General features: G+C 73.1%; 18 protein-coding genes. 14 read left to right on the top strand and 4 right to left on the bottom strand.

What is annotated here, in order from left to right; genetic code table 11:
• The first annotated feature begins 198 nt into the window (after positions 1 to 198).
• The 3 genes from ACIBR0_RS16940 to ACIBR0_RS16950 are packed head-to-tail and all read left to right on the top strand — an operon-like array spanning position 199 to position 3,238.
• Positions 199 to 1,305, top strand: coding sequence for an AAA family ATPase (locus ACIBR0_RS16940; protein WP_396716522.1), 1,107 nt, complete (start codon positions 199 to 201; stop codon positions 1,303 to 1,305).
• Positions 1,284 to 2,291: a DUF58 domain-containing protein gene (locus ACIBR0_RS16945; protein ID WP_396716524.1), complete on the top strand. Its 1,008-nt coding sequence runs from the start codon at positions 1,284 to 1,286 to the stop codon at positions 2,289 to 2,291. The genes ACIBR0_RS16940 and ACIBR0_RS16945 overlap by 22 nt, the downstream gene beginning before the upstream one ends.
• Positions 2,288 to 3,238 (top strand): VWA domain-containing protein, encoded by a 951-nt coding sequence (locus ACIBR0_RS16950; protein ID WP_396716526.1) that lies wholly within the window; start codon positions 2,288 to 2,290, stop codon positions 3,236 to 3,238. The genes ACIBR0_RS16945 and ACIBR0_RS16950 overlap by 4 nt, the downstream gene beginning before the upstream one ends.
• Before the next feature lie 48 nt (positions 3,239 to 3,286).
• Here the strand turns inward: ACIBR0_RS16950 and ACIBR0_RS16955 are convergent, their stop codons facing one another.
• A complete protein-coding gene (locus ACIBR0_RS16955; RefSeq protein ID WP_396716528.1) occupies positions 3,287 to 3,484 on the bottom strand; it encodes a hypothetical protein in 198 nt (65 codons plus the stop codon).
• A 386-nt stretch (positions 3,485 to 3,870) separates the two neighbouring features.
• On the opposite strand from ACIBR0_RS16955, the gene fabG reads away from it, so the two are divergent.
• The 4 genes from fabG (at position 3,871) to ACIBR0_RS16975 (ending at position 7,321) form a co-directional block, all read left to right on the top strand.
• Positions 3,871 to 4,575: a 3-oxoacyl-ACP reductase FabG gene (gene fabG, locus ACIBR0_RS16960; protein WP_396716530.1), complete on the top strand. Its 705-nt coding sequence runs from the start codon at positions 3,871 to 3,873 to the stop codon at positions 4,573 to 4,575.
• Positions 4,576 to 4,599: 24 nt separating this feature from the next.
• A complete protein-coding gene (gene fabI / locus ACIBR0_RS16965; protein ID WP_396716532.1) occupies positions 4,600 to 5,367 on the top strand; it encodes an enoyl-ACP reductase FabI in 768 nt (255 codons plus the stop codon).
• 112 nt (positions 5,368 to 5,479) lie between these two features.
• On the top strand, positions 5,480 to 6,511 hold the full coding sequence (locus tag ACIBR0_RS16970; RefSeq protein ID WP_396716534.1) for a ferrochelatase: 1,032 nt from the start codon (positions 5,480 to 5,482) through the stop codon (positions 6,509 to 6,511).
• Positions 6,512 to 6,541: 30 nt separating this feature from the next.
• Positions 6,542 to 7,321 carry an HAD-IIA family hydrolase gene (locus tag ACIBR0_RS16975; RefSeq protein ID WP_357037844.1) on the top strand — a complete coding sequence of 260 codons (780 nt, stop codon included), beginning with the start codon at positions 6,542 to 6,544 and terminating at the stop codon, positions 7,319 to 7,321.
• 29 nt (positions 7,322 to 7,350) lie between these two features.
• Here ACIBR0_RS16975 and ACIBR0_RS16980 read toward each other — a convergent pair whose 3' ends face one another.
• Positions 7,351 to 8,115, bottom strand: a complete 765-nt coding sequence (locus tag ACIBR0_RS16980) for an alpha/beta fold hydrolase (protein ID WP_396716535.1) — start codon at positions 8,113 to 8,115, stop codon at positions 7,351 to 7,353.
• A gap of 28 nt (positions 8,116 to 8,143) precedes the next feature.
• Between ACIBR0_RS16980 and ACIBR0_RS16985 the strand changes: the two genes are divergently transcribed.
• The gene (locus ACIBR0_RS16985; protein ID WP_396716537.1) at positions 8,144 to 8,749 is read left to right on the top strand and encodes a TetR/AcrR family transcriptional regulator; all 606 of its coding nucleotides are present in this window, start codon (positions 8,144 to 8,146) and stop codon (positions 8,747 to 8,749) included.
• An 8-nt stretch (positions 8,750 to 8,757) separates the two neighbouring features.
• Here ACIBR0_RS16985 and ACIBR0_RS16990 read toward each other — a convergent pair whose 3' ends face one another.
• Positions 8,758 to 9,552: a hypothetical protein gene (locus ACIBR0_RS16990; RefSeq protein ID WP_396716539.1), complete on the bottom strand. Its 795-nt coding sequence runs from the start codon at positions 9,550 to 9,552 to the stop codon at positions 8,758 to 8,760.
• A 192-nt stretch (positions 9,553 to 9,744) separates the two neighbouring features.
• Here ACIBR0_RS16990 and ACIBR0_RS16995 point away from each other — a divergent pair, with 192 nt between their 5' ends.
• Complete coding sequence (locus ACIBR0_RS16995) at positions 9,745 to 10,560, top strand: DUF3097 domain-containing protein (RefSeq protein WP_396716541.1); 816 nt, start codon at positions 9,745 to 9,747, stop codon at positions 10,558 to 10,560.
• A 13-nt stretch (positions 10,561 to 10,573) separates the two neighbouring features.
• Here the strand turns inward: ACIBR0_RS16995 and ACIBR0_RS17000 are convergent, their stop codons facing one another.
• Complete coding sequence (locus tag ACIBR0_RS17000; RefSeq protein WP_396716543.1) at positions 10,574 to 11,890, bottom strand: serine hydrolase domain-containing protein; 1,317 nt, start codon at positions 11,888 to 11,890, stop codon at positions 10,574 to 10,576.
• An 84-nt stretch (positions 11,891 to 11,974) separates the two neighbouring features.
• Here ACIBR0_RS17000 and ACIBR0_RS17005 point away from each other — a divergent pair, with 84 nt between their 5' ends.
• The 5 genes from ACIBR0_RS17005 (at position 11,975) to ACIBR0_RS17025 (ending at position 17,831) form a co-directional block, all read left to right on the top strand.
• Positions 11,975 to 12,448 (top strand): NfeD family protein, encoded by a 474-nt coding sequence (locus ACIBR0_RS17005; protein WP_396716545.1) that lies wholly within the window; start codon positions 11,975 to 11,977, stop codon positions 12,446 to 12,448.
• A 4-nt stretch (positions 12,449 to 12,452) separates the two neighbouring features.
• Positions 12,453 to 13,562: an SPFH domain-containing protein gene (locus ACIBR0_RS17010; protein WP_357036465.1), complete on the top strand. Its 1,110-nt coding sequence runs from the start codon at positions 12,453 to 12,455 to the stop codon at positions 13,560 to 13,562.
• Between the two features lie 127 nt (positions 13,563 to 13,689).
• Positions 13,690 to 14,478: a hypothetical protein gene (locus ACIBR0_RS17015; RefSeq protein ID WP_396716547.1), complete on the top strand. Its 789-nt coding sequence runs from the start codon at positions 13,690 to 13,692 to the stop codon at positions 14,476 to 14,478.
• Between the two features lie 199 nt (positions 14,479 to 14,677).
• Positions 14,678 to 16,894: a transglycosylase domain-containing protein gene (locus ACIBR0_RS17020; protein ID WP_396716549.1), complete on the top strand. Its 2,217-nt coding sequence runs from the start codon at positions 14,678 to 14,680 to the stop codon at positions 16,892 to 16,894.
• 91 nt (positions 16,895 to 16,985) lie between these two features.
• Positions 16,986 to 17,831 carry a TrmH family RNA methyltransferase gene (locus tag ACIBR0_RS17025; RefSeq protein ID WP_396716731.1) on the top strand — a complete coding sequence of 282 codons (846 nt, stop codon included), beginning with the start codon at positions 16,986 to 16,988 and terminating at the stop codon, positions 17,829 to 17,831.
• Positions 17,832 to 17,834: the final 3 nt, after the last annotated feature.

Genomic DNA, 17,834 nt, shown 5'->3' on the forward strand with positions numbered 1-17,834 from the left:
CGGGCGGCCACGGGGGGAGCCGCCCGGCGACGGGTGAATCGTACACGCGGCGGGGCGGTCCCTGTCCAGCCGTTGACGGCGATTCGATGAAGCGGACGGCGCGCCCGAAATCGGGTTCTCCCCGCCTCGGCACTCAGCCGGGCATGCGAGTCTTGATACGCACCACGCCGCGACGACCGATCATGCTGTGGAGGACCGGTGGCCCAGCCGACCATGCCCGACGCTCCGACCCCGAACGGGGCCGGCCCGGAGACACCCGCCCCGGCGACCACGCCGGCGGAGGACGCGACGCTGCTGGAGCGGGCGCTGTTCGAGATCAAGCGGGTGATCGTCGGCCAGGACCGGATGGTGGAGCGGATGTTCGTCGCGCTGCTCGCCCGGGGACACTGCCTCCTGGAGGGCGTCCCCGGCGTGGCCAAGACGCTCGCCGTGGAGACCCTCGCCAAGGTCGTCGGCGGTTCCTTCGCCCGGGTGCAGTTCACTCCCGACCTCGTCCCGGCCGACATCATGGGCACCCGCATCTACCGGCAGTCCAGCGAGAAGTTCGACGTCGAGCTGGGCCCGGTCTTCGTCAACTTCCTGCTCGCCGACGAGATCAACCGCGCGCCGGCCAAGGTGCAGTCGGCACTGCTCGAGGTGATGAGCGAGGGCCAGGTCTCCATCGGCGGCGAGACCCACCGGGTGCCGCGACCGTTCCTCGTGATGGCGACGCAGAACCCGATCGAGCAGGAGGGCGTCTACCCGCTGCCGGAGGCGCAGCGGGACCGGTTCCTCATGAAGATCGTCGTCGGCTATCCCACCGACGCCGAGGAGCGGGAGATCGTCTACCGGATGGGCGTCGCCCCGCCCGAGCCGGCGCCGGTGTTCACCACCACCGACCTGACCGCCCTGCAGCACAAGGCCGACCAGGTCTTCGTGCACAACGCGCTGGTCGACTACGCGGTCCGGCTGGTGCTGGCCACCCGGGCTCCGGCCGAGCACGGCATGCCGGACGTCGCCCAGCTCATCCAGTACGGCGCCAGCCCCCGCGCCTCGCTCGGCCTGGTCCGGGCGACCCGCGCACTGGCCCTGCTGCGCGGGCGTGACTACGCCCTGCCACAGGACGTGCAGGACATCGCCCCGGACATCCTGCGGCACCGGCTGGTGCTCAGTTACGACGCGCTCGCCGACGACGTGCCCGCCGACCACGTCGTGCACCGGGTGATGTCGACCATTCCGCTACCCTCCGTCGCGCCCCGGCAGCAGTCCAGCCCCACGCCGACCACCGCGCCGCCCGGCGCCGGTTGGCCCGGGCAGCGGCCGTGACCCCACCCACCCGTCGGCCCGCCGACGTTTCCCACGACCGCACCGAGGCGGTCCTGTCCCGCCTGCAACTCCTGGTCACCCGCAAGCTCGACGGCCTGCTCCAGGGCGACTACGCCGGCCTGCTGCCGGGACCGGGCAGCGAGGCGGGGGAGTCGCGCGAGTACCGCCCCGGCGACGACGTACGCCGGATGGACTGGCCGGTCACCGCCCGCACGACGATGCCGCACGTCCGGCGTACGGTGGCCGACCGCGAGCTGGAGACGTGGCTCGCGGTCGACCTGTCGGCGAGCCTGGACTTCGGCACCGGCCAGTGGCTCAAGCGCGACGTGGTGGTGGCCGCCGCCGCCGCGCTGACCCACCTGACCGTGCGGGGCGGCAACCGGATCGGCGCGGTCGTCGGCAGTGGCGCCGAACCGGTCGCCCCGGCCGGCCGGTGGCGGCGCGGTCCCGCTCCGGTCGCCGGCCCGGGCGTGCTGACCCGGCTGCCGGCCCGCGCCGGCCGCAAGGAGGCGCACGGCCTGATGCGGGCCATCGCCGGCACCGAGATCCGCCCCGGGCGCAGCGATCTCGGTGCGCTGGTCGACATGCTGAACCGGCCACCCCGCCGGCGCGGTGTGGCGGTGGTGATCTCCGACTTCCTCGCGCCGGTGCCGCAGTGGGCCCGGCCGCTGCGCAAGCTGCGGGTCCGGCACGACGTGCTGGCCATCGAGGTGGTGGACCCCCGCGAGCTGGACCTGCCCGACGTCGGGGTGCTCCCGGTCGTCGACCCGGAGACCGGCGAACTGCACGAGGTGCAGACCGCCGACCCGCGCCTGCGGCAGCGCTACGCCGAGGCGGCCGCCGCCCAGCGGGCGGAGATCTCCGCCGCCCTGCGCGGTGCCGGTGCCGCGCACCTGCGACTGCGTACCGACCGTGACTGGCTGCTGGACATGGTGCGCTTCGTGGCCGCGCAGCGGCACGCCCGCACCCGAGGGACGACACGATGATCCGATTTCTGCAACCGTGGTGGTTGCTGGCCGTGCTGCCGGTGCTCGCGCTCGCCGCGTTCTACGTCTGGCGGCAGCTGCACCGGCGGGCGTACGCGATGCGGTTCACCAATGTGGACCTGCTGCGTACGCTCGCGCCGAAGGGACTGGGCTGGCGGCGGCACGTCCCGGCGACGGCGTTCCTGCTCTGCCTGCTGGTGCTCGCCACCGCGCTGGCCCGGCCGGCGGTGGACACCCGGGAGCCGCTGGAACGGGCGACCGTGATGCTCGCCATCGACGTGTCGCTGTCCATGCAGGCCGACGACGTGGCACCGAACCGGCTGGAGGCGGCCCAGGAGGCGGCCAAGCAGTTCGTCGGCGAGCTGCCGGAGAGCTACAACCTCGGGCTGGTCTCGTTCGCCAAGGCCGCGAACGTGCTGGTGTCGCCCGGCAAGGACCGGGAGGCGGTGGTCGCCGCCATCGACGGGCTGGTGCTGGCCGAGGCCACGGCGACCGGCGAGGCGGTTTTCACCTGCCTGGAGGCGATCCGGTCGGTGCCCGCCGACGGGGCGGCCGGCGTCCCGCCCGCGCGGATCGTGCTGCTCTCCGACGGCTACCGCACGTCCGGCCGCTCCGTGGAGGAGGCGGCCGCCGCCGCGCAGGCCGCGAACGTACCGGTCTCCACCATCGCGTTCGGCACCGACTCGGGTCAGGTGGACATCGGCGGCCAGCTGCAACGCGTGCCGGTGGACCGGCTGGCCCTGGCCGACCTGGCGGAGGCCACCGAGGGCTACTTCTACGAGGCGGCCTCGGTGACCGAGCTGAAGCAGGTGTACCAGGACATGGGCAGCTCGATCGGCTTCCGCACCGAACCACGGGAGGTCACCCAGTGGTACGCGGGGGTGGCGCTGCTGTTGGCGCTCTGCGCCGGCGCGCTCAGTCTCCTGTGGTCGTCCCGGATGCTCTGATCGCGCCGACCCCGCGAGCGGCGGGGTCGGCGGCGGCGCCGGCGGTGGTCAGTGACCGCCGCCGGCCAGGACGAAGAGCACGGCCACCCAGACGGCGGCGAGGGTGAAGCCCAGCGGGGCGACGTAGCGGCTCATGGACGGCTCCGGGTGCGACTGGACGGTCCGCCGGGCGGGGTGGGCGGGCCGCAGGGGCTGATCAGGACGCGCACACGAAGTCGTGACCGGGCTGCTCCGGGTGGCACACACGGACCGGCCCGGCCGAGCGGCCGGACGGGTGGGCGGTGCGGGGGAGCGGAGTCGGGGTCAGTTCACCTGCTGAGTCGTGGCTCAGCGGGACTGACGGACGGCCCGGCCACGACTGGGAGGATCGCTATCTCGCACAGCGATCACCTCCTGCGGTCGGCGGGGCCCGGAACGCGGGCACCTGAGGCCCGCAAACGCGATCATCGTACACCCGCCGATGCCTGTCCCCGCACTCGGCCGACCGGTCGGACGAGCCGGGACCGACGACGGCGGCGGCCCTCCCCGGGCCGAGGGGGCCGGGGGCCGCGTGGATCAGCCGTTAGCGCTTACCTACCGGTAACGCCTAGGCTCCGACGCGACGCGAGATCAGCTGAGCAAGAGGGGGAGCCGTGGCCCGTACCGTGCTGGTGACCGGGGGTAACCGGGGAATCGGCCTGGCCATCGCGCAGGCCTTCGCGAAGCAGGGCGACCGGGTGGCGGTCACCCACCGCAGTGGTGACGCACCCGAGGGGCTGTTCGGGGTGCGCTGTGACGTGACCGACGCCGCTTCGGTCGACGCCGCCTTCACCGCCATCGAGACGGAGCTGGGGCCGGTCGAGGTGCTGGTCGCCAACGCCGGCATCACCGACGACACGCTGCTCATGCGGATGAGCGAGGAGCAGTTCACCCGGGTGCTGGACACCAACCTCACCGGCTCGTTCCGCTGCGCCAAGCGGGCGTCGGGCAAGATGCTCCGCGCGAAGTGGGGCCGGATGATCTTCATCTCCTCGGTGGTCGGCCTCTACGGTGGCCCGGGTCAGGTCAACTACGCCGCCAGCAAGGCGGGGCTGGTCGGCGTGGCCCGCTCGATCACCCGGGAGCTGGGCTCGCGCAACATCACCGCCAACGTGGTCGCGCCCGGCTTCATCGACACCGACATGACCGCCGCGCTGCCCGAGGACCGCAAGGCGGAGTACCGCAAGGCCATCCCGGCCGGCCGGTTCGCCACCCCGGAGGAGGTGGCCGGAGTGGTCACCTGGCTGGCCGGGGACACCGCCGGTTACGTGTCGGGCGCGGTCATCCCGGTCGACGGCGGCCTGGGCATGGGTCACTGAGCAAGCACGGAGGAAGGTCAACACATGTCAGGACTGCTCGCCGGTAAGCGGCTGCTGGTCACCGGCGTCATCACCGACGCCTCGATCGCCTTCTCGGTGGCGAAGCTCGCCCAGGAGAACGGCGCGCAGGTCGTGCTCACCGGCTACGGCCGGCTCTCCCTGGTCGAGCGGATCGCCAGGCGGCTGCCCGAGCCCGCCCCGGTGATCGAGCTGGACGTGACCAACGCGGAGCACCTGGCCGGGCTGGCCGACAAGGTCCGCGAGCACGTCGACGGCCTTGACGGCGTGGTCCACTCGATCGGCTTCGCCCCGCAGAGCTGCCTGGGCGGCGGTTTCCTCGACGCCCCCTGGTCGGACGTCGCCACCGCCCTGCAGGTCTCGACGTACTCCTACACCTCCCTGGCCATGGCGTCGCTGCCGCTGATGTCCGCCGGTGGCGCGGTGGTCGGCCTGACCTTCGACGCCACGAAGGCCTGGCCGGTCTACGACTGGATGGGCGTGGCCAAGGCCGGCCTGGAGTCCGCGTCCCGCTACCTCGCGCTGCATCTGGGCAAGCAGGGCATCCGCAGCAACCTGGTCGCCGCCGGGCCGCTGCGCACCATCGCCGCCAAGTCGATCCCCGGCTTCGACCAGTTCGAGGACGCCTGGACCCAACGGGCCCCGCTGGGCTGGAACCTGACCGACCAGGAGCCGGCCGCCCGGGCCTGCCTGGCGCTCCTGTCCGACTGGTTCCCGGCCACGACCGGCGAGATCGTGCACGTCGACGGCGGCTACCACGCCATCGGCGCCTGAGGTGAAAGGCGGGGCCCCTTCTTAACGCCTCCGGTAGAGGAAGGGGCCCCTTTTAACAGCGGGGAGCAGGGGGCGTCGCCGCGCCGTGATCGGCGGGGGCGAGAATGGGACCATGGCGTACGACGCGGTGGTGCTGGTTTCCTTCGGCGGGCCGGAACGGCCCGAGGACGTGATGCCCTTCCTGCAGAACGTGACCCGGGGCCGTGGCGTGCCTCCGGAGCGGCTGGCGGAGGTCGCGGAGCACTACCAGCACTTCGGCGGGGTCTCCCCGATCAACCAGCAGTGCCGGGAACTGCTGGCCGCGATCCGGGAGGACTTCGCCGCCAACGGCATCGACCTGCCGGTCTACTGGGGCAACCGGAACTGGCACCCGATGCTCGCCGACACCGTGGCGCAGATGCGCGACGACGGCGTACGGCACGCCCTGGCGTTCGTCACCAGCGCGCTCGGCGGCTACTCGTCCTGCCGGCAGTACCAGGAGGACATCGCCGCCGCCCGGGCCGCCGTCGGCGCGGACGCTCCGATGATCGACAAGCTGCGCCAGTTCTGGGACCACCCCGGCTTCGTCGAGCCGCACGCCGACGCGGTGCGGGCCGCGCTCGCGCAGCTCGACCCGGCGAAGCGGTCCACCACGCGACTGGTCTTCACCGCCCACTCGGTCCCCAACTCGATGGACGCGAACGCCGGCCCGCACGGCAACCGGTACACGGCGCAGCTCGCCGAGACCGCCCGGCTGGTGCACGCCGCGTCCGCCCCCGACCTGCCGTACGACCTGGTCTGGCAGAGCCGGTCCGGCCCGCCGCAGGTGCCGTGGCTGGAGCCGGACGTCAACGATCACCTCGCGGCGCTCGCCGAGCAGGGCGTCACCAGCGTCGTGGTCAGCCCGGTCGGCTTCGTCTCCGACCATCTCGAGGTGGTGTGGGACCTGGACACCGAGGCGCTGGACACCGCCAAGCAGCTCGGCCTGGACTTCGTCCGGGCCGGCACGCCGGGCACCGACCCGCGCTTCGTCACGATGGTCCGGGAGCTGGTCCGGGAGCGGATCGACCCGGACGGCGTGACCCTGCGCCGTCGCCTCGGCGAGCTGCCGATGTGGGACACCTGCCCCACGGTCTGTTGCGTACCGGCCCGCCGGTCCTCCTGACCGCCGCCCCGACACCCCCTGGGACGACACATGCTTGACCGCAAGCCCGTCGAGAGCTGGCTGACCGACATGGACGGCGTTCTCGTCCACGAGGGCCAGCCCGTGCCCGGAGCGCCGGAGTTCGTCACCCGGCTGCGTACCTCCGGCAAGCCCTTCCTGGTGTTGACGAACAACTCCATCTACACGCCGCGGGACCTCCAGGCCCGGCTGGCCCGGATGGGGCTGGACGTGCCGGAGACAGCCATCTGGTCCTCCGCCCTGGCCACCGCCCAGTTCCTGGCCGACCAGCGGCCGGGCGGCACCGCGTACGTCATCGGGGAGGCCGGGCTGACCACCGCGCTGCACGCGGTCGGGTACGTGCTGACCGACTTCGCGCCGGACTACGTGGTGCTGGGGGAGACCCGCACCTACAGCTTCGAGGCGATCACCAAGGCCGTCCGGCTGATCAACGACGGGGCGCGGTTCATCTGCACCAACCCGGACGTGACGGGGCCGTCGGTGGAGGGCGCCCTGCCCGCGGCCGGTTCGGTCGCCGCGATGATCTCCAAGGCGACCGGCGTCGAGCCGTACTTCGTCGGCAAGCCGAACCCGATGATGATGCGCTCGGCGCTCAACACGATCAACGCGCACTCGGAGACGACCGCGATGATCGGCGACCGGATGGACACCGACATCCTCTGCGGTCTGGAGGCGGGCCTGGAGACGATCCTGGTGCTCACCGGCATCAGCAGCCGCACCGAGGCGGAGCGCTACCCGTACCGGCCGTCGCGGATCGTCGAATCGGTCGCCGACCTGATCGACGAGATCTGACCGGCCGCCGCGCCGCCACGTCGATCCGCTCAGCCTCGACGCAGGAAGTCGGCCACCACGGGCGCGAGGGTCCCGGCGGGCACGCCGTGCCACTCGCCCGGCAGGCTGCGGTGCACCCCGTTCGGCAGCGACCTGGCGGCGGTGGCGGCCATGCCGGTCAGGTCGTCGTCGCTGCCGGAGCTGTCCAGCACCAGCGTCGGTGTCGTCACTCTCGCGAGCAGGCCGGCGTCGGTGGCCTCGGCGAGCAGGCTGTCGTACGTGAGCGTGTGGGCGACCGAGACCATCGCCGCCCAGTGGGGTGAGCCGCGCATGCCCGCCAGCACGTCCGTGGGCACCCCGATCTCGGTCAGGAAGAAGGTCACGGCGTCCTCGCCGCTCAACTCCCGCAGGCGTGTCGTGAACGCCCGTTGCACGGGAGAGTTTTCAGCCGGGTCGATCGGCGGTTCCAGCAGGGCCAGCCGTCGGATGTCCAGTCCGGCGGCCGCCGCGTGCAGCGCGACGAGGGCACCGGACGAGTAGCCGTACAGGGACACGGGTTCGCCGGCCTCGACGATCAGCGCCGCGACGTCCTCGACCTCACGGGCGGGGGTGTACGGCGGGTTGTCGGTGCTGTCACCGCGTCCCCGACGGTCGTACCGGTACACGGTGAAGTGCACCGCCAGCAGCTCCGCGAGGTCACCGAGGGAGCTGTTCGCCCGGAAGTGCCCGGCGGCGTCGATCAGGATCACCGGGGGGCCCGAGCCGTCGCGCTCGTACGCGATCCGGGTGCCGTCTCGTGAGGCCGCAGTGTCCATGAACTGAACGGTACAGTACAGTTCCGTCATGCGGAAAGACCTCAAGCGGCAGGCGATCCTCGACGCCGCACTGGCGGAGTTCCTGGAGCACGGCTACGTCGGTGCCGGGATGGACCGCGTGGCGGCCCGGGCCGGCGCGTCCAAAGTGACCGTCTACGCCCACTTCGCCGACAAGCGGTCCCTCTTCGAGGCCGTCTTCACCCGGGCGATCACCGACGCCGAACGCGCGGGGGCGCCGTTCGTGGCCGCGCTCGCGGAGACCGACGACCTGACCCGTGACCTCCGCATGTTCGCCCGGGAGCACATCGCCACGGTGACCCGGCCGCACCTGGTGCAGCTGCGGCGCATGCTGATCGGCGAGGCCGGGCGCTTCCCCGAGCTGGCCCGCGCCTGGCACCGTGCCGCGCCGGAGCGCGGCCACGCCACCCTCGCCGGGGTCGTCGCGCGGCTCAGCGAGCGCGGGCTGCTGCGCGCGCCCGACCCGCTGCTCGCCGCGCAGCACCTCAACTACCTGATCCTGTCCATCCCGCTCGACGAGGCGATGTTCGCGGTGCGGGAGGCGCACGACGACGCCGAGCTGCACCGCTGGGCCGACGAGGCGGTAGGGGTGTTCCTCGCCGCGTACGGAGTATGAACCTCGCCCTACGGGCGTAGTGGGGCGTTGCAGGCGGCGACGAGGGCCTGGCGGCAGGCGGTGGTCAGCGGGCGCAGCGCCGCGTCCCGCTGCTGGGCCTCGTAGTTGTTGACGGCGCCACCCGGTGCGGCGTGCCCGGCCAGCGCGAGCACCCGGTCGAGCACGGCGGCCCGGGCGAAGAGCCGGCGGGCGCGTGGGTCGAACCCGGGCGGCAGGTCGGTCGCCCCGTCGGGCCGGCGTAGCGCCTCCAGCGCACCGGCCAGCTCCGGTCGCCACTGGGCGACGTCGAGCCGGGTCAGCGCGGCGGTGGTCTCGGCGAGAGCGGCCGCCAGCTCCGCCTCCGCCTCCGCCGCCCCGGGCAGCATGCGGGAGGCCGCGGGGGCGTCCGCGGGCAGGGGGTAGAACCGCCACAGCACGGTCTCGAAGGCGTCCCCGGAGCCGGAGACGTGGGTGCGGACCTCGGGGATCAGGCCGAGACCGCCGGCGACCACGGCCTCACCGGCGAGCAGGGCCGCGCCGGCGAAGTCACCGGGGCCGGGCAGCCCACGGGGATCGCCCGGTGCGGGCAGCACCAGGCGGATCTCGTCGGGCGAGAGCCGGGCCAGGGTGGGCAGCGCCTGCGGCAGCGGTACGTCGGTCCAGGTGCCGGGCGCGTCGGCGACCAGGTGCTCCTCGTCGCCGGCGATGGCGTCGGCGACCTCGTCGAAGGGCACCAACCCGGCGCGCCACGCGCGCACCCAGGCAACGAACCGGCTCGACCGGCGCGGCGCGATCGTCGCCGCGCCCGCTGCGGGGGTGGACATGCCGAAAGGGTACGTGGTCACCGCCGCCCCTGTCTCGACTGCCGCTCCGTCGGCGTCGCCTGCCCGTTTCGCCCCCGTGCGTCCTCCGAGGACCGGTCACCGGTCGATGTCCGGGCCGGCCGGTGACGCCGACGCCGGTCCCCGGCGTGGCGCTGGGTGCGGCGCGACGAGGACGGGGTTAGCGTGATCGACATGGCCGGGCGATACGCGGACGACGTGCTGGCGGGCAACTGGCGGCGACGGAAGGTCACCCCGGAGGTGGACGCCGAGCCGGACCTGGTGGTCGAGGACGCCGACTCCGGGTTCTGCGGCGCCGTGGTCGGGTTCGAGTCCGGTGCGGTGGTGCTGGAGGACCGGCACGGGCGGCGGCGCAACTTCCCGCTGCTGCCGGCGGCGTTCCTGCTCGACGGGCAGCCGGTCACCCTGCGCCGCCCGACCCGCGCCCCGGTGCCCGCCGCCCGCCGGCGTACGGCCTCCGGCTCGATCGCGGTGGACGGCGTCCGCGCCCAGGTGGCGAAGGCCAGCCGGATCTGGGTCGAGGGCGTCCACGACGCCGCGCTGGTCGAGCGCATCTGGGGCGACGACCTGCGCATCGAGGGCGTGGTGGTGGAGCCGCTGGACGGCATCGACGCCCTCGACGCGGAGGTACGCGACTTCGCGCCCGGCCCCACGCGGCGGCTCGGCGTGCTCGTCGACCACCTGGTGCCCGGCTCGAAGGAGAGCCGGATCGTGGCGCGGGTGACCTCACCGCACGTGCTGGTCACCGGGCACCCGTACGTGGACGTGTGGCAGGCGGTGAAACCCGCGGCGCTGGGCATCCCGGCGTGGCCCGTGGTGCCGCCGGGCCGGCCGTGGAAGGAGGGGGTGTGCGGCGCGCTCGGCGTCGCCGCGCCCGCCGACATGTGGCGGCACATCCTGTCCCGGGTCGACAGCTTCGCCGACGTGGAGACCCCGCTGATCAACGCGATGGAACGCCTGATCGACTTCGTCACCGAACCGCAGGGCTGACGCCGCCGTACGGTCAGGGTTCCTGGTCGGGGGTGCGGGTGAACACGAACGTGGCGATGTCCAGCGCGACCACCGTGCCGGCCGGGTCGCGCAGCACCGTGAGGATCTCCCCGTTCTCCGGGCCGGAACGACCGCGCCAGCGGTCCGGCCCGTTCGGGACGAAACGGCTCTCCCGCTCGCCCCGCACGTGCGCCACCAGTTCGCCGGTGGCCCGGTCCCATGCCAGGTCGAGGGGTGCCCCCATCCACCACCACCGGCCGGTCAGCGCGGCCAGGTCGGCGGGCGGCGGCGCGGTCGTCGGCCGCCACGGCGGGACCGCCGTCGGCTCGGTGTCCAGCACCGTGGTCAGCGCCTCCCGGCCCAGTCCGCCGATGTGACCGACCCGGAAGCCGTACGCGTTCGCGAAGGCGACCGTCGCGGTGCGCGAGGGCCGGTGCACGGCCAGGGCGGCGACGTAGCCGGGCATCGAGCCGCCGTGGCCGACGTACACCCGCTCGCCCTCCCGGTGGAGCTCCAGCCCCAGGCCGTGCCCGCCGGTCCACGTGTCCAGGTCGCTGATGACCACCGGGGCGCACATCTCGGTCAGCGTCTCCGCCGCCAGCACCCGCGGGTCGGGGTCGGCGAGGAAGGCCGCCCAGCGGCCCAGGTCCTCGATCGTCGACCACAGCTGCCCGGCCGGGGCCATCGCCCCGGTGTCGGTCCGGGGCTCCTCCCGCAGCGTCTCGTGCCAGGGATGCACGACGTAGCCCCGGGCGAAGGGCTCGGAGGCCGCGTACGTGGTGCGCCGCATGCCCAGCGGGCCGAGGACGCGCTCGGTCAGCAGGTCGGCCCACGGCGTGCCGGTGATCCGTTCCAGCACGCCGCCGAGCAGCCCGTACGCCAGGTTCGAGTAGTGGTACGTCCGGTGCGGCGGGTATGCGATCTTCTCGGTGCCGACCCCGGTGAGCAGCGTGGCCAGGTCGACGCCCTCGGCCCGCTCCCACCAGTCGCCGCCGGGCTCCCGTTGGAGCCCGCTGGCGTGCCCGAGAAGCTGGCGGATGGTCAGGGCGCCGACGCCGGTGCCGGGCAGGTGCGCGTCGAGGGGATCGTCCAGGGACAGGCGGCCGGCGTCGCGTTCCTGCATGACCAGGGTCGCGGTCATCGTCTTGCTGATCGAGCCGAGCCGGTACTGGAGGTCGCCGTACGGGCGGGGGTGGTCCCCGGCGGTGGCGAGGTGCGCCACCGTGCCGTCACGGACCACTCCCAGCACCAGCGACGGCGTACGGCCGGCGGCCTGTGCCCGGGCGACGAGGTCGTCGATCCGGCGGGTGGTTTCGGGCAGCAGGGGCACGATTGTCTCCTCGTGACGGTGTGACCCGAGCCTACTGATCATGACAATTCGATGACACGTGCATCGGCGTGTCACGATCAGGTGGTGGATGCGGTGTGGTGGATCGTTCTGGGTGCGGTGCTGGCGATTGCCGAGCTCTTCACGACGACGCTGTTCCTGATCATGTTCGCGGTCGGCGCGTTCGCCGCCGCCGGTGCCGCGGCGCTCGGCGCTCCGGTCGAGGTCCAGGCGATCGTCTTCGCGATCGTGTCGGTGCTGACGGTGCTGGGTGTCCGTCCGACGCTGCGCCGGCACCGCCGGTCGGCGGTGGAGAGCGGCGAACAGCCGTTCGGTGTGGAGGCGATCGAGGGCAGCACGGCGCTGGTGCTGGAGTCGGTCGGCACCGACCAGGGCATGGTCAAGATCGACGGCGAGTTGTGGCAGGCCCGCGCGTACGACGCGACCCAGTCCTTCGCCCCCGGCGAACGGGTGCAGGTGGTCCAGGTGCGAGGGGCCACCGCGCTCGTGTGGCGGGACGACATTTCTCCGTCCGGGGACCTACCCGAAGCGAAAAGGTGAGCAGATGGAATTCATTCTCCCGGCCCTGCTGATAGCCGTGGCGCTGATCGCGGTGATCACCCTGGCCAAGGCGGTGCGGATCGTGCCGCAGCAGCGCCAGGACGTCGTCGAGCGGCTCGGCAAGTACAAGCGCACCCTCAACCCGGGGCTGAACATCCTGGTCCCGTTCATCGACGCGGTGCGCACCAAGGTCGACATGCGGGAGCAGGTGGTCAGCTTCCCGCCGCAGCCGGTGATCACCTCGGACAACCTGGTGGTCTCGATCGACACGGTCCTCTACTTCAAGGTGGTCGACGCGGTCCGGGCGACCTACGAGATCTCGAACTTCCTCCAGGCGATCGAGCAGCTCACCGTCACGACGCTGCGTAACGTGATCGGCTCGTTGGACCTGGAGCGGGCGCTGACCAGCCGCGAGGAGATCAACCGGCACCTCTCCGGCGTCCTGGACGAGACCACCGGCCGCTGGGGCATCAAGGTCACCCGGGTGGAGATCAAGGCGATCGAGCCGCCGGCCAGCATCCGCGACTCGATGGAGAAGCAGATGCGCGCCGAGCGGGACCGCCGGGCGGCGATCCTCACCGCGGAGGGGCACAAGCAGTCGCAGATCCTCACCGCCGAGGGTGAGAAGCAGTCCGCGGTGCTGCGGGCCGACGGTGACCGGCAGGCCCGGATCCTCCAGGCCGAGGGTCAGGCGAAGGCGATCCGGACGGTCTTCGACGCGATCCACCAGGCGAACCCGAGCCAGAAGGTGCTCGCCTACCAGTACCTGCAAGCCCTGCCGCAGATCGCCCAGGGCAGCGCCAACAAGGTCTGGATCGTCCCGGCGGAGCTGACCAAGGCACTGGAGGGGATGGGCGGCGCGCTCGGCGGCCTGAGCCAGATGGTGGGGGACGTCCCCGCGCCGGAGGCGGCCGACCACGCGAGCCAGGTCGAGCGCGAGGCCGCGGAGGCCGCGCAGGCGGCGGCGGCAGCCGCGCAGGAGATCCACGACGAGGTACGCGTGGCCGAGGCGCAGGCCACCGGCGGGAAGACCCCGCAGGGGCTGCCGGCGCCGGAACCGGTCTCTCCGGCGAGCCTGTTGGCCGACCCGTCGGACCAGCGCGAACGGGGCTGACCTAAACACGAGAACCGCTCATGAGGCGCTCCGGCGCCTGCCACCATCGGTCCTAGGACGGGCGGTGACCAGGCATCGGGGCGCCTCGGCGCGTCCCGCGCCGCCCGTGGGACGGGCGAGGTGAGGCATGAAGGAGCCGGCGAAGCGGGCAGGGTCCTCGGCCCCGGTCGGGGCGCACGACCCCGCCGGACCGCTGGGGACCCGGCGTACCGGCGGAGGGTTCGGAGTGCTGCCGTTCATCGGTGAGCCGGGGCCGGCCGCGCCGGCCACCAACGCGAGCTGGGCCTGGTCGCTGCGCCGGCTCGCCCGGGGGGCGGTATGGCTGCTGCCCGCGTACGCCGTCCTCTACGGCGTCGTGGCGAAGGCCAGCGACGGCGGCGTGGCGACCGACCCGTACCCGGCCGACGGCCGGCCGATCTACCTGATCGCCTGGGTGGCGGCGGTCTGGCTGGGCCTGCTCGCGCTGCTCGCGCTGACCGGGTTGCTGGCCGCGACCCGCAGCCGCTGGTCGGCGGTCGCCGGCCTGCTGGCCAGCATCGCCGGAACGGTGCTCATGCTCCCGTTCGCCGGCCTGGCGGAGCAGACGCCGGTCTTCGGCACCACCGCCCGGATGCTGGTCCTGGTGGGTGCGGGCTTCTACAGCGCGGGATGGCTGCTGACCGGGTGGGCGGTGGCCCGCTCCGGCATGTTCAGCATGGGCGACGGCACCATGCTCATGATCGCCGCTCCGCTGCTCGGCCTGGCCGGCGCGCTGGTCGGCTCCCTGCAGACCTTCGGCGCGATCTTCGCCCTGATCGCCGGTATCGGCATCGGCTACCGCTCCGGCCGCCTGATCCCCGGCGACATCATCCGCGACGCGACAGCCGCCAGCCTCGCCGCCACCCCCGCCCCCGACCGCCGCCCGTCACCCAGTTGATCAAGGGGTTTGCGTCAACTCCGAGCCGAATCCTGACGCGAACCCCTTGATCAACAGCCCGAGTCGGGTGGGTGCGGTGGGGGTTGGGGTGGGGGTGGGGGCGGTGGGATGGGAAAGTGCTGGTTGGGGGCCGTGAAGTTGCTGACAGTCACCGTCAGGGGTGGTCGGTTGGCGGCTTTCGTGACAATCCTTGGGCACCATGGCCCTCCGTACGCCGCTGTCGCGGCTGTTCACCGTGCTGCTCGCCGGCGTGCTCGCCGGGCTCGTCCTGGCGGTCGCCGCGCTGCCGGGCAACCTGCTGCTCGGATTCACCGCGCGGGCGACGCTCGGCGGGTACGCCGCACTGCCCGAGGCGTTGCGTACCCCGGCCACACCCCAGCGCTCCTACCTCTACGCCAACGACGGTAAGACGCTGATCACGACCTTCTACGACGTGAACCGCACCGACGTGCCGCTGGAGGACATCGCCCCGGTGATGCGGCAGGCGATCGTGGCGGCCGAGGACCGGCGGTTCTACGACCACGGTGGCGCGGACCTGCGCGGCCTGGCCCGGGCGCTGGTCGCCAACGTGCGCGGTGGGGAGACCGCGCAGGGCGGCTCGACGCTGACCATGCAGTACGTCCGCAACGTGCTCAAGACCGACCCGGGACGCACCGCGGAGGAGCGCGCGGCGGCCACCGAGCAGACCGTCGGGCGCAAGGTCCAGGAGATCCGGTACGCGACCGCGCTGGAGCAGCGCCTCGGCAAGGACGAGATCCTCAACCGGTACCTGAACATCGCGTACTTCGGGTCCGGCGCGTATGGGATCGCGGCGGCCAGTCAGCGCTACTTCGGCAAGGCCCCGGCCCAGCTCACCCTCGCCGAGTCGGCCCTGCTGGCCGGTCTGGTGCAGTCGCCCGAGGCGTACAGCCCGATCGACGGTGACCGGCAGGCGGCGCTGGACCGGCGGGCGTACGTCCTCGACTCGATGGTCGAGACCGGGGCGGTCAGCGCGGAACAGGCGGCGGCGGCCAGGACCGAGAAGCTCACCCTGCGGCCCACCCCCCAACCCAACGGCTGCACGGCCGTCGCGTCCGGCCACGACGACTGGGGCTTCTTCTGCGACTACCTGCGGAGCTGGTGGCTGACCCAGCCGGCGTTCGGCGCCACCGCCGAGGAGCGGGAGCAGGCGCTGCGGCGGGGTGGCTACACCGTGGTCACGTCGCTGGACCCGCAGGTCCAGGCGACCGCGCAGAAGCAGGCCACCGGCGTGTACTCCTACGACAACGCGCGCGCCCTGCCGATCGCCGCCGTGGAGCCGGGCACCGGCCGGGTCCTCGCCATGGCCGTCAACCGGAAGTACAGCCTGGAGCCGAACCCGGCCGGGCAGACCAACCACCCGAACACCGTCAACCCGCTGATTTCCGGCGGTGACGGCGTGGACGGCTACCAGGCCGGCTCCACGTTCAAGCTGTTCACCATGCTCGCCGCCCTGGAGGCCGGCAAGCCGCTCGCGACCGGTTTCGACGCCCCGAGCCGGCTGCCCACCCGGTACGCCGCCGAGGGCGAGGGCAGCTGCGACGGCCGCTGGTGCCCGGTCAACGCCAACCCGGAGTGGATGGACGGCTACCGGATGATGTGGGACGGCTTCGGCCGCTCGGTGAACACCTACTTCGTGTGGCTCGCCGAGCAGGTCGGGCCGGAGAAGGTGGTGGAGATGGCGCAGCGCCTCGGCATCACCTTCCGGGCCGACGCCGACGCCGCCTTCGCGGCGGACAACGCCGAGAACTGGGGTTCGTTCACCCTCGGCGTGGCCGCCACCACCCCGCTCGACCTCGCCAACGCGTACGCGACGGTGGCCGCCGAGGGCACGTACTGCACGCCGCTGCCGGTGGTGTCGGTCACCGCCGCCGACGGTACGCGGGTGCCGGTCGGCGACCCGTCCTGCGAGCGGGTGCTCGACGCCGACGTGGCCCGCGCCGCCACCGACGCGGCCCGCTGCCCGGTCGGCCAGCAGTCGGCGTTCGGCCAGTGCAACGGCGGCACCGCCACGTCGGTGAACCGGATCCTGGACGGCCGTCCGGTGGCCGGCAAGACGGGCAGCTCGGAGGAGAACGGCACGGAGAGCTTCGTCGGCTTCACCCCGCAGGTCGCGGTTGCCGGCATCGCCGCCAATCCGGACGACTCGACCGACTCCGTCGGCGGCCCCGTGCAGGCCCGCGTGATCGACGCGGTGGCCCGGGTGATCGTCACGGCCGTCGACGGCCAGCCGGAGCAGGCGTTCGGTGTGCCCAGCCGGGACCTGGTCGGCGAGCCGCGCCGCCCGGTGGAGCGCCGCGAGCCGGAGCGCCGCGAGCCGGAGCGCCGGCCGCAGCAGCCCACGGAGGAGGACGACCCCCTCGCCGACCTGCGCCGCTGGCTCGACCGCCGCGGCTGAGGTGTGTAAGGAAGGGCCCCTTCTTAACGCCAGGCGTTAAGAAGGGGCCCTTCCTTACACCCTTGCGGCACCCCGCACGCGTCGGCCCGACCTGCGGCTCGGGCAGAATCGTGCGGTGCCCGTCCACGAGATCACCGACCCCGACGACGACCGGATCGCCGACTACCGCGCGCTGACCGACGTCGAGCTGCGTACCCGCTGGGAGCCTCCGCACGGCCTGTTCATCGCCGAGGGCGAGCTGGTGCTGCGTCGCGCGCTGCGCGCCGGGTACCCGGCCCGGTCGTACCTCGTGGACGCCAAGCGCGTCGACCAGCTCGCCGACCTGGACACCGGGGACACACCGGTCTACGCGGCCACCCCGGACGTGCTGGAACGGGCGACCGGCTTCCACGTGCACCGGGGGGTGCTGGCGTCGTTCCGGCGCAAGCCGCTGCCGACCGCCGCCGAGGTGCTGGCCACCGCCCGACGGGTGGTGATCCTGGAGGACGTCAACAACCACACCAATCTCGGCGCGGTGTTCCGGGGCGCCGCCGCGCTCGGTATCGACGCGGTGCTGCTGTCGCCGACCTGCGCGGACCCGCTGTACCGGCGCAGCGTACGGGTCAGCATGGGGGAGGTCTTCGCGGTCCCGTACGCCAGGCTGGAGCGCTGGCCGGCGGGCCTGGACCAGGTGCGCGAGGCGGGCTTCACCGTGCTCGCCATGACGCCGGCGCCGGACGCCGTACCGATCCAGCGGCTGACTCCGGCGCAGCGTGAGCGGGCGGCGCTGCTCCTCGGGGCCGAGGGCCCCGGCCTCACCGCGGCGGCCCAGTCGGCCAGCGACGTACGGGTGGTCATCCCCATGCGGCGCGGGGTGGATTCGTTGAACGTGGCCGCCGCCGCGGCGGTGGCGTTCTGGGAGCTGGGTCGCGACGACCCGCCGTTCGGACCCTTCTGATTG

Source organism: Micromonospora sp. NPDC049497, assembly GCF_044465805.1.
Classification (GTDB): domain Bacteria; phylum Actinomycetota; class Actinomycetes; order Mycobacteriales; family Micromonosporaceae; genus Micromonospora.

Coding starts and splice junctions, on each gene's coding strand:
- ACIBR0_RS16950 (WP_396716526.1), top strand. CDS start 2,288: ATGATCCGATTTCTGCAACCGTGGTGGTTGCTGGCCGTGCTGCCGGTG.
- fabI (WP_396716532.1), top strand. CDS start 4,600: ATGTCAGGACTGCTCGCCGGTAAGCGGCTGCTGGTCACCGGCGTCATC.
- ACIBR0_RS16970 (WP_396716534.1), top strand. CDS start 5,480: ATGGCGTACGACGCGGTGGTGCTGGTTTCCTTCGGCGGGCCGGAACGG.
- ACIBR0_RS16975 (WP_357037844.1), top strand. CDS start 6,542: ATGCTTGACCGCAAGCCCGTCGAGAGCTGGCTGACCGACATGGACGGC.
- ACIBR0_RS16980 (WP_396716535.1), bottom strand. CDS start 8,115: ATGGACACTGCGGCCTCACGAGACGGCACCCGGATCGCGTACGAGCGC.
- ACIBR0_RS16985 (WP_396716537.1), top strand. CDS start 8,144: ATGCGGAAAGACCTCAAGCGGCAGGCGATCCTCGACGCCGCACTGGCG.
- ACIBR0_RS16990 (WP_396716539.1), bottom strand. CDS start 9,552: ATGTCCACCCCCGCAGCGGGCGCGGCGACGATCGCGCCGCGCCGGTCG.
- ACIBR0_RS16995 (WP_396716541.1), top strand. CDS start 9,745: ATGGCCGGGCGATACGCGGACGACGTGCTGGCGGGCAACTGGCGGCGA.
- ACIBR0_RS17010 (WP_357036465.1), top strand. CDS start 12,453: ATGGAATTCATTCTCCCGGCCCTGCTGATAGCCGTGGCGCTGATCGCG.
- ACIBR0_RS17015 (WP_396716547.1), top strand. CDS start 13,690: ATGAAGGAGCCGGCGAAGCGGGCAGGGTCCTCGGCCCCGGTCGGGGCG.
- ACIBR0_RS17020 (WP_396716549.1), top strand. CDS start 14,678: ATGGCCCTCCGTACGCCGCTGTCGCGGCTGTTCACCGTGCTGCTCGCC.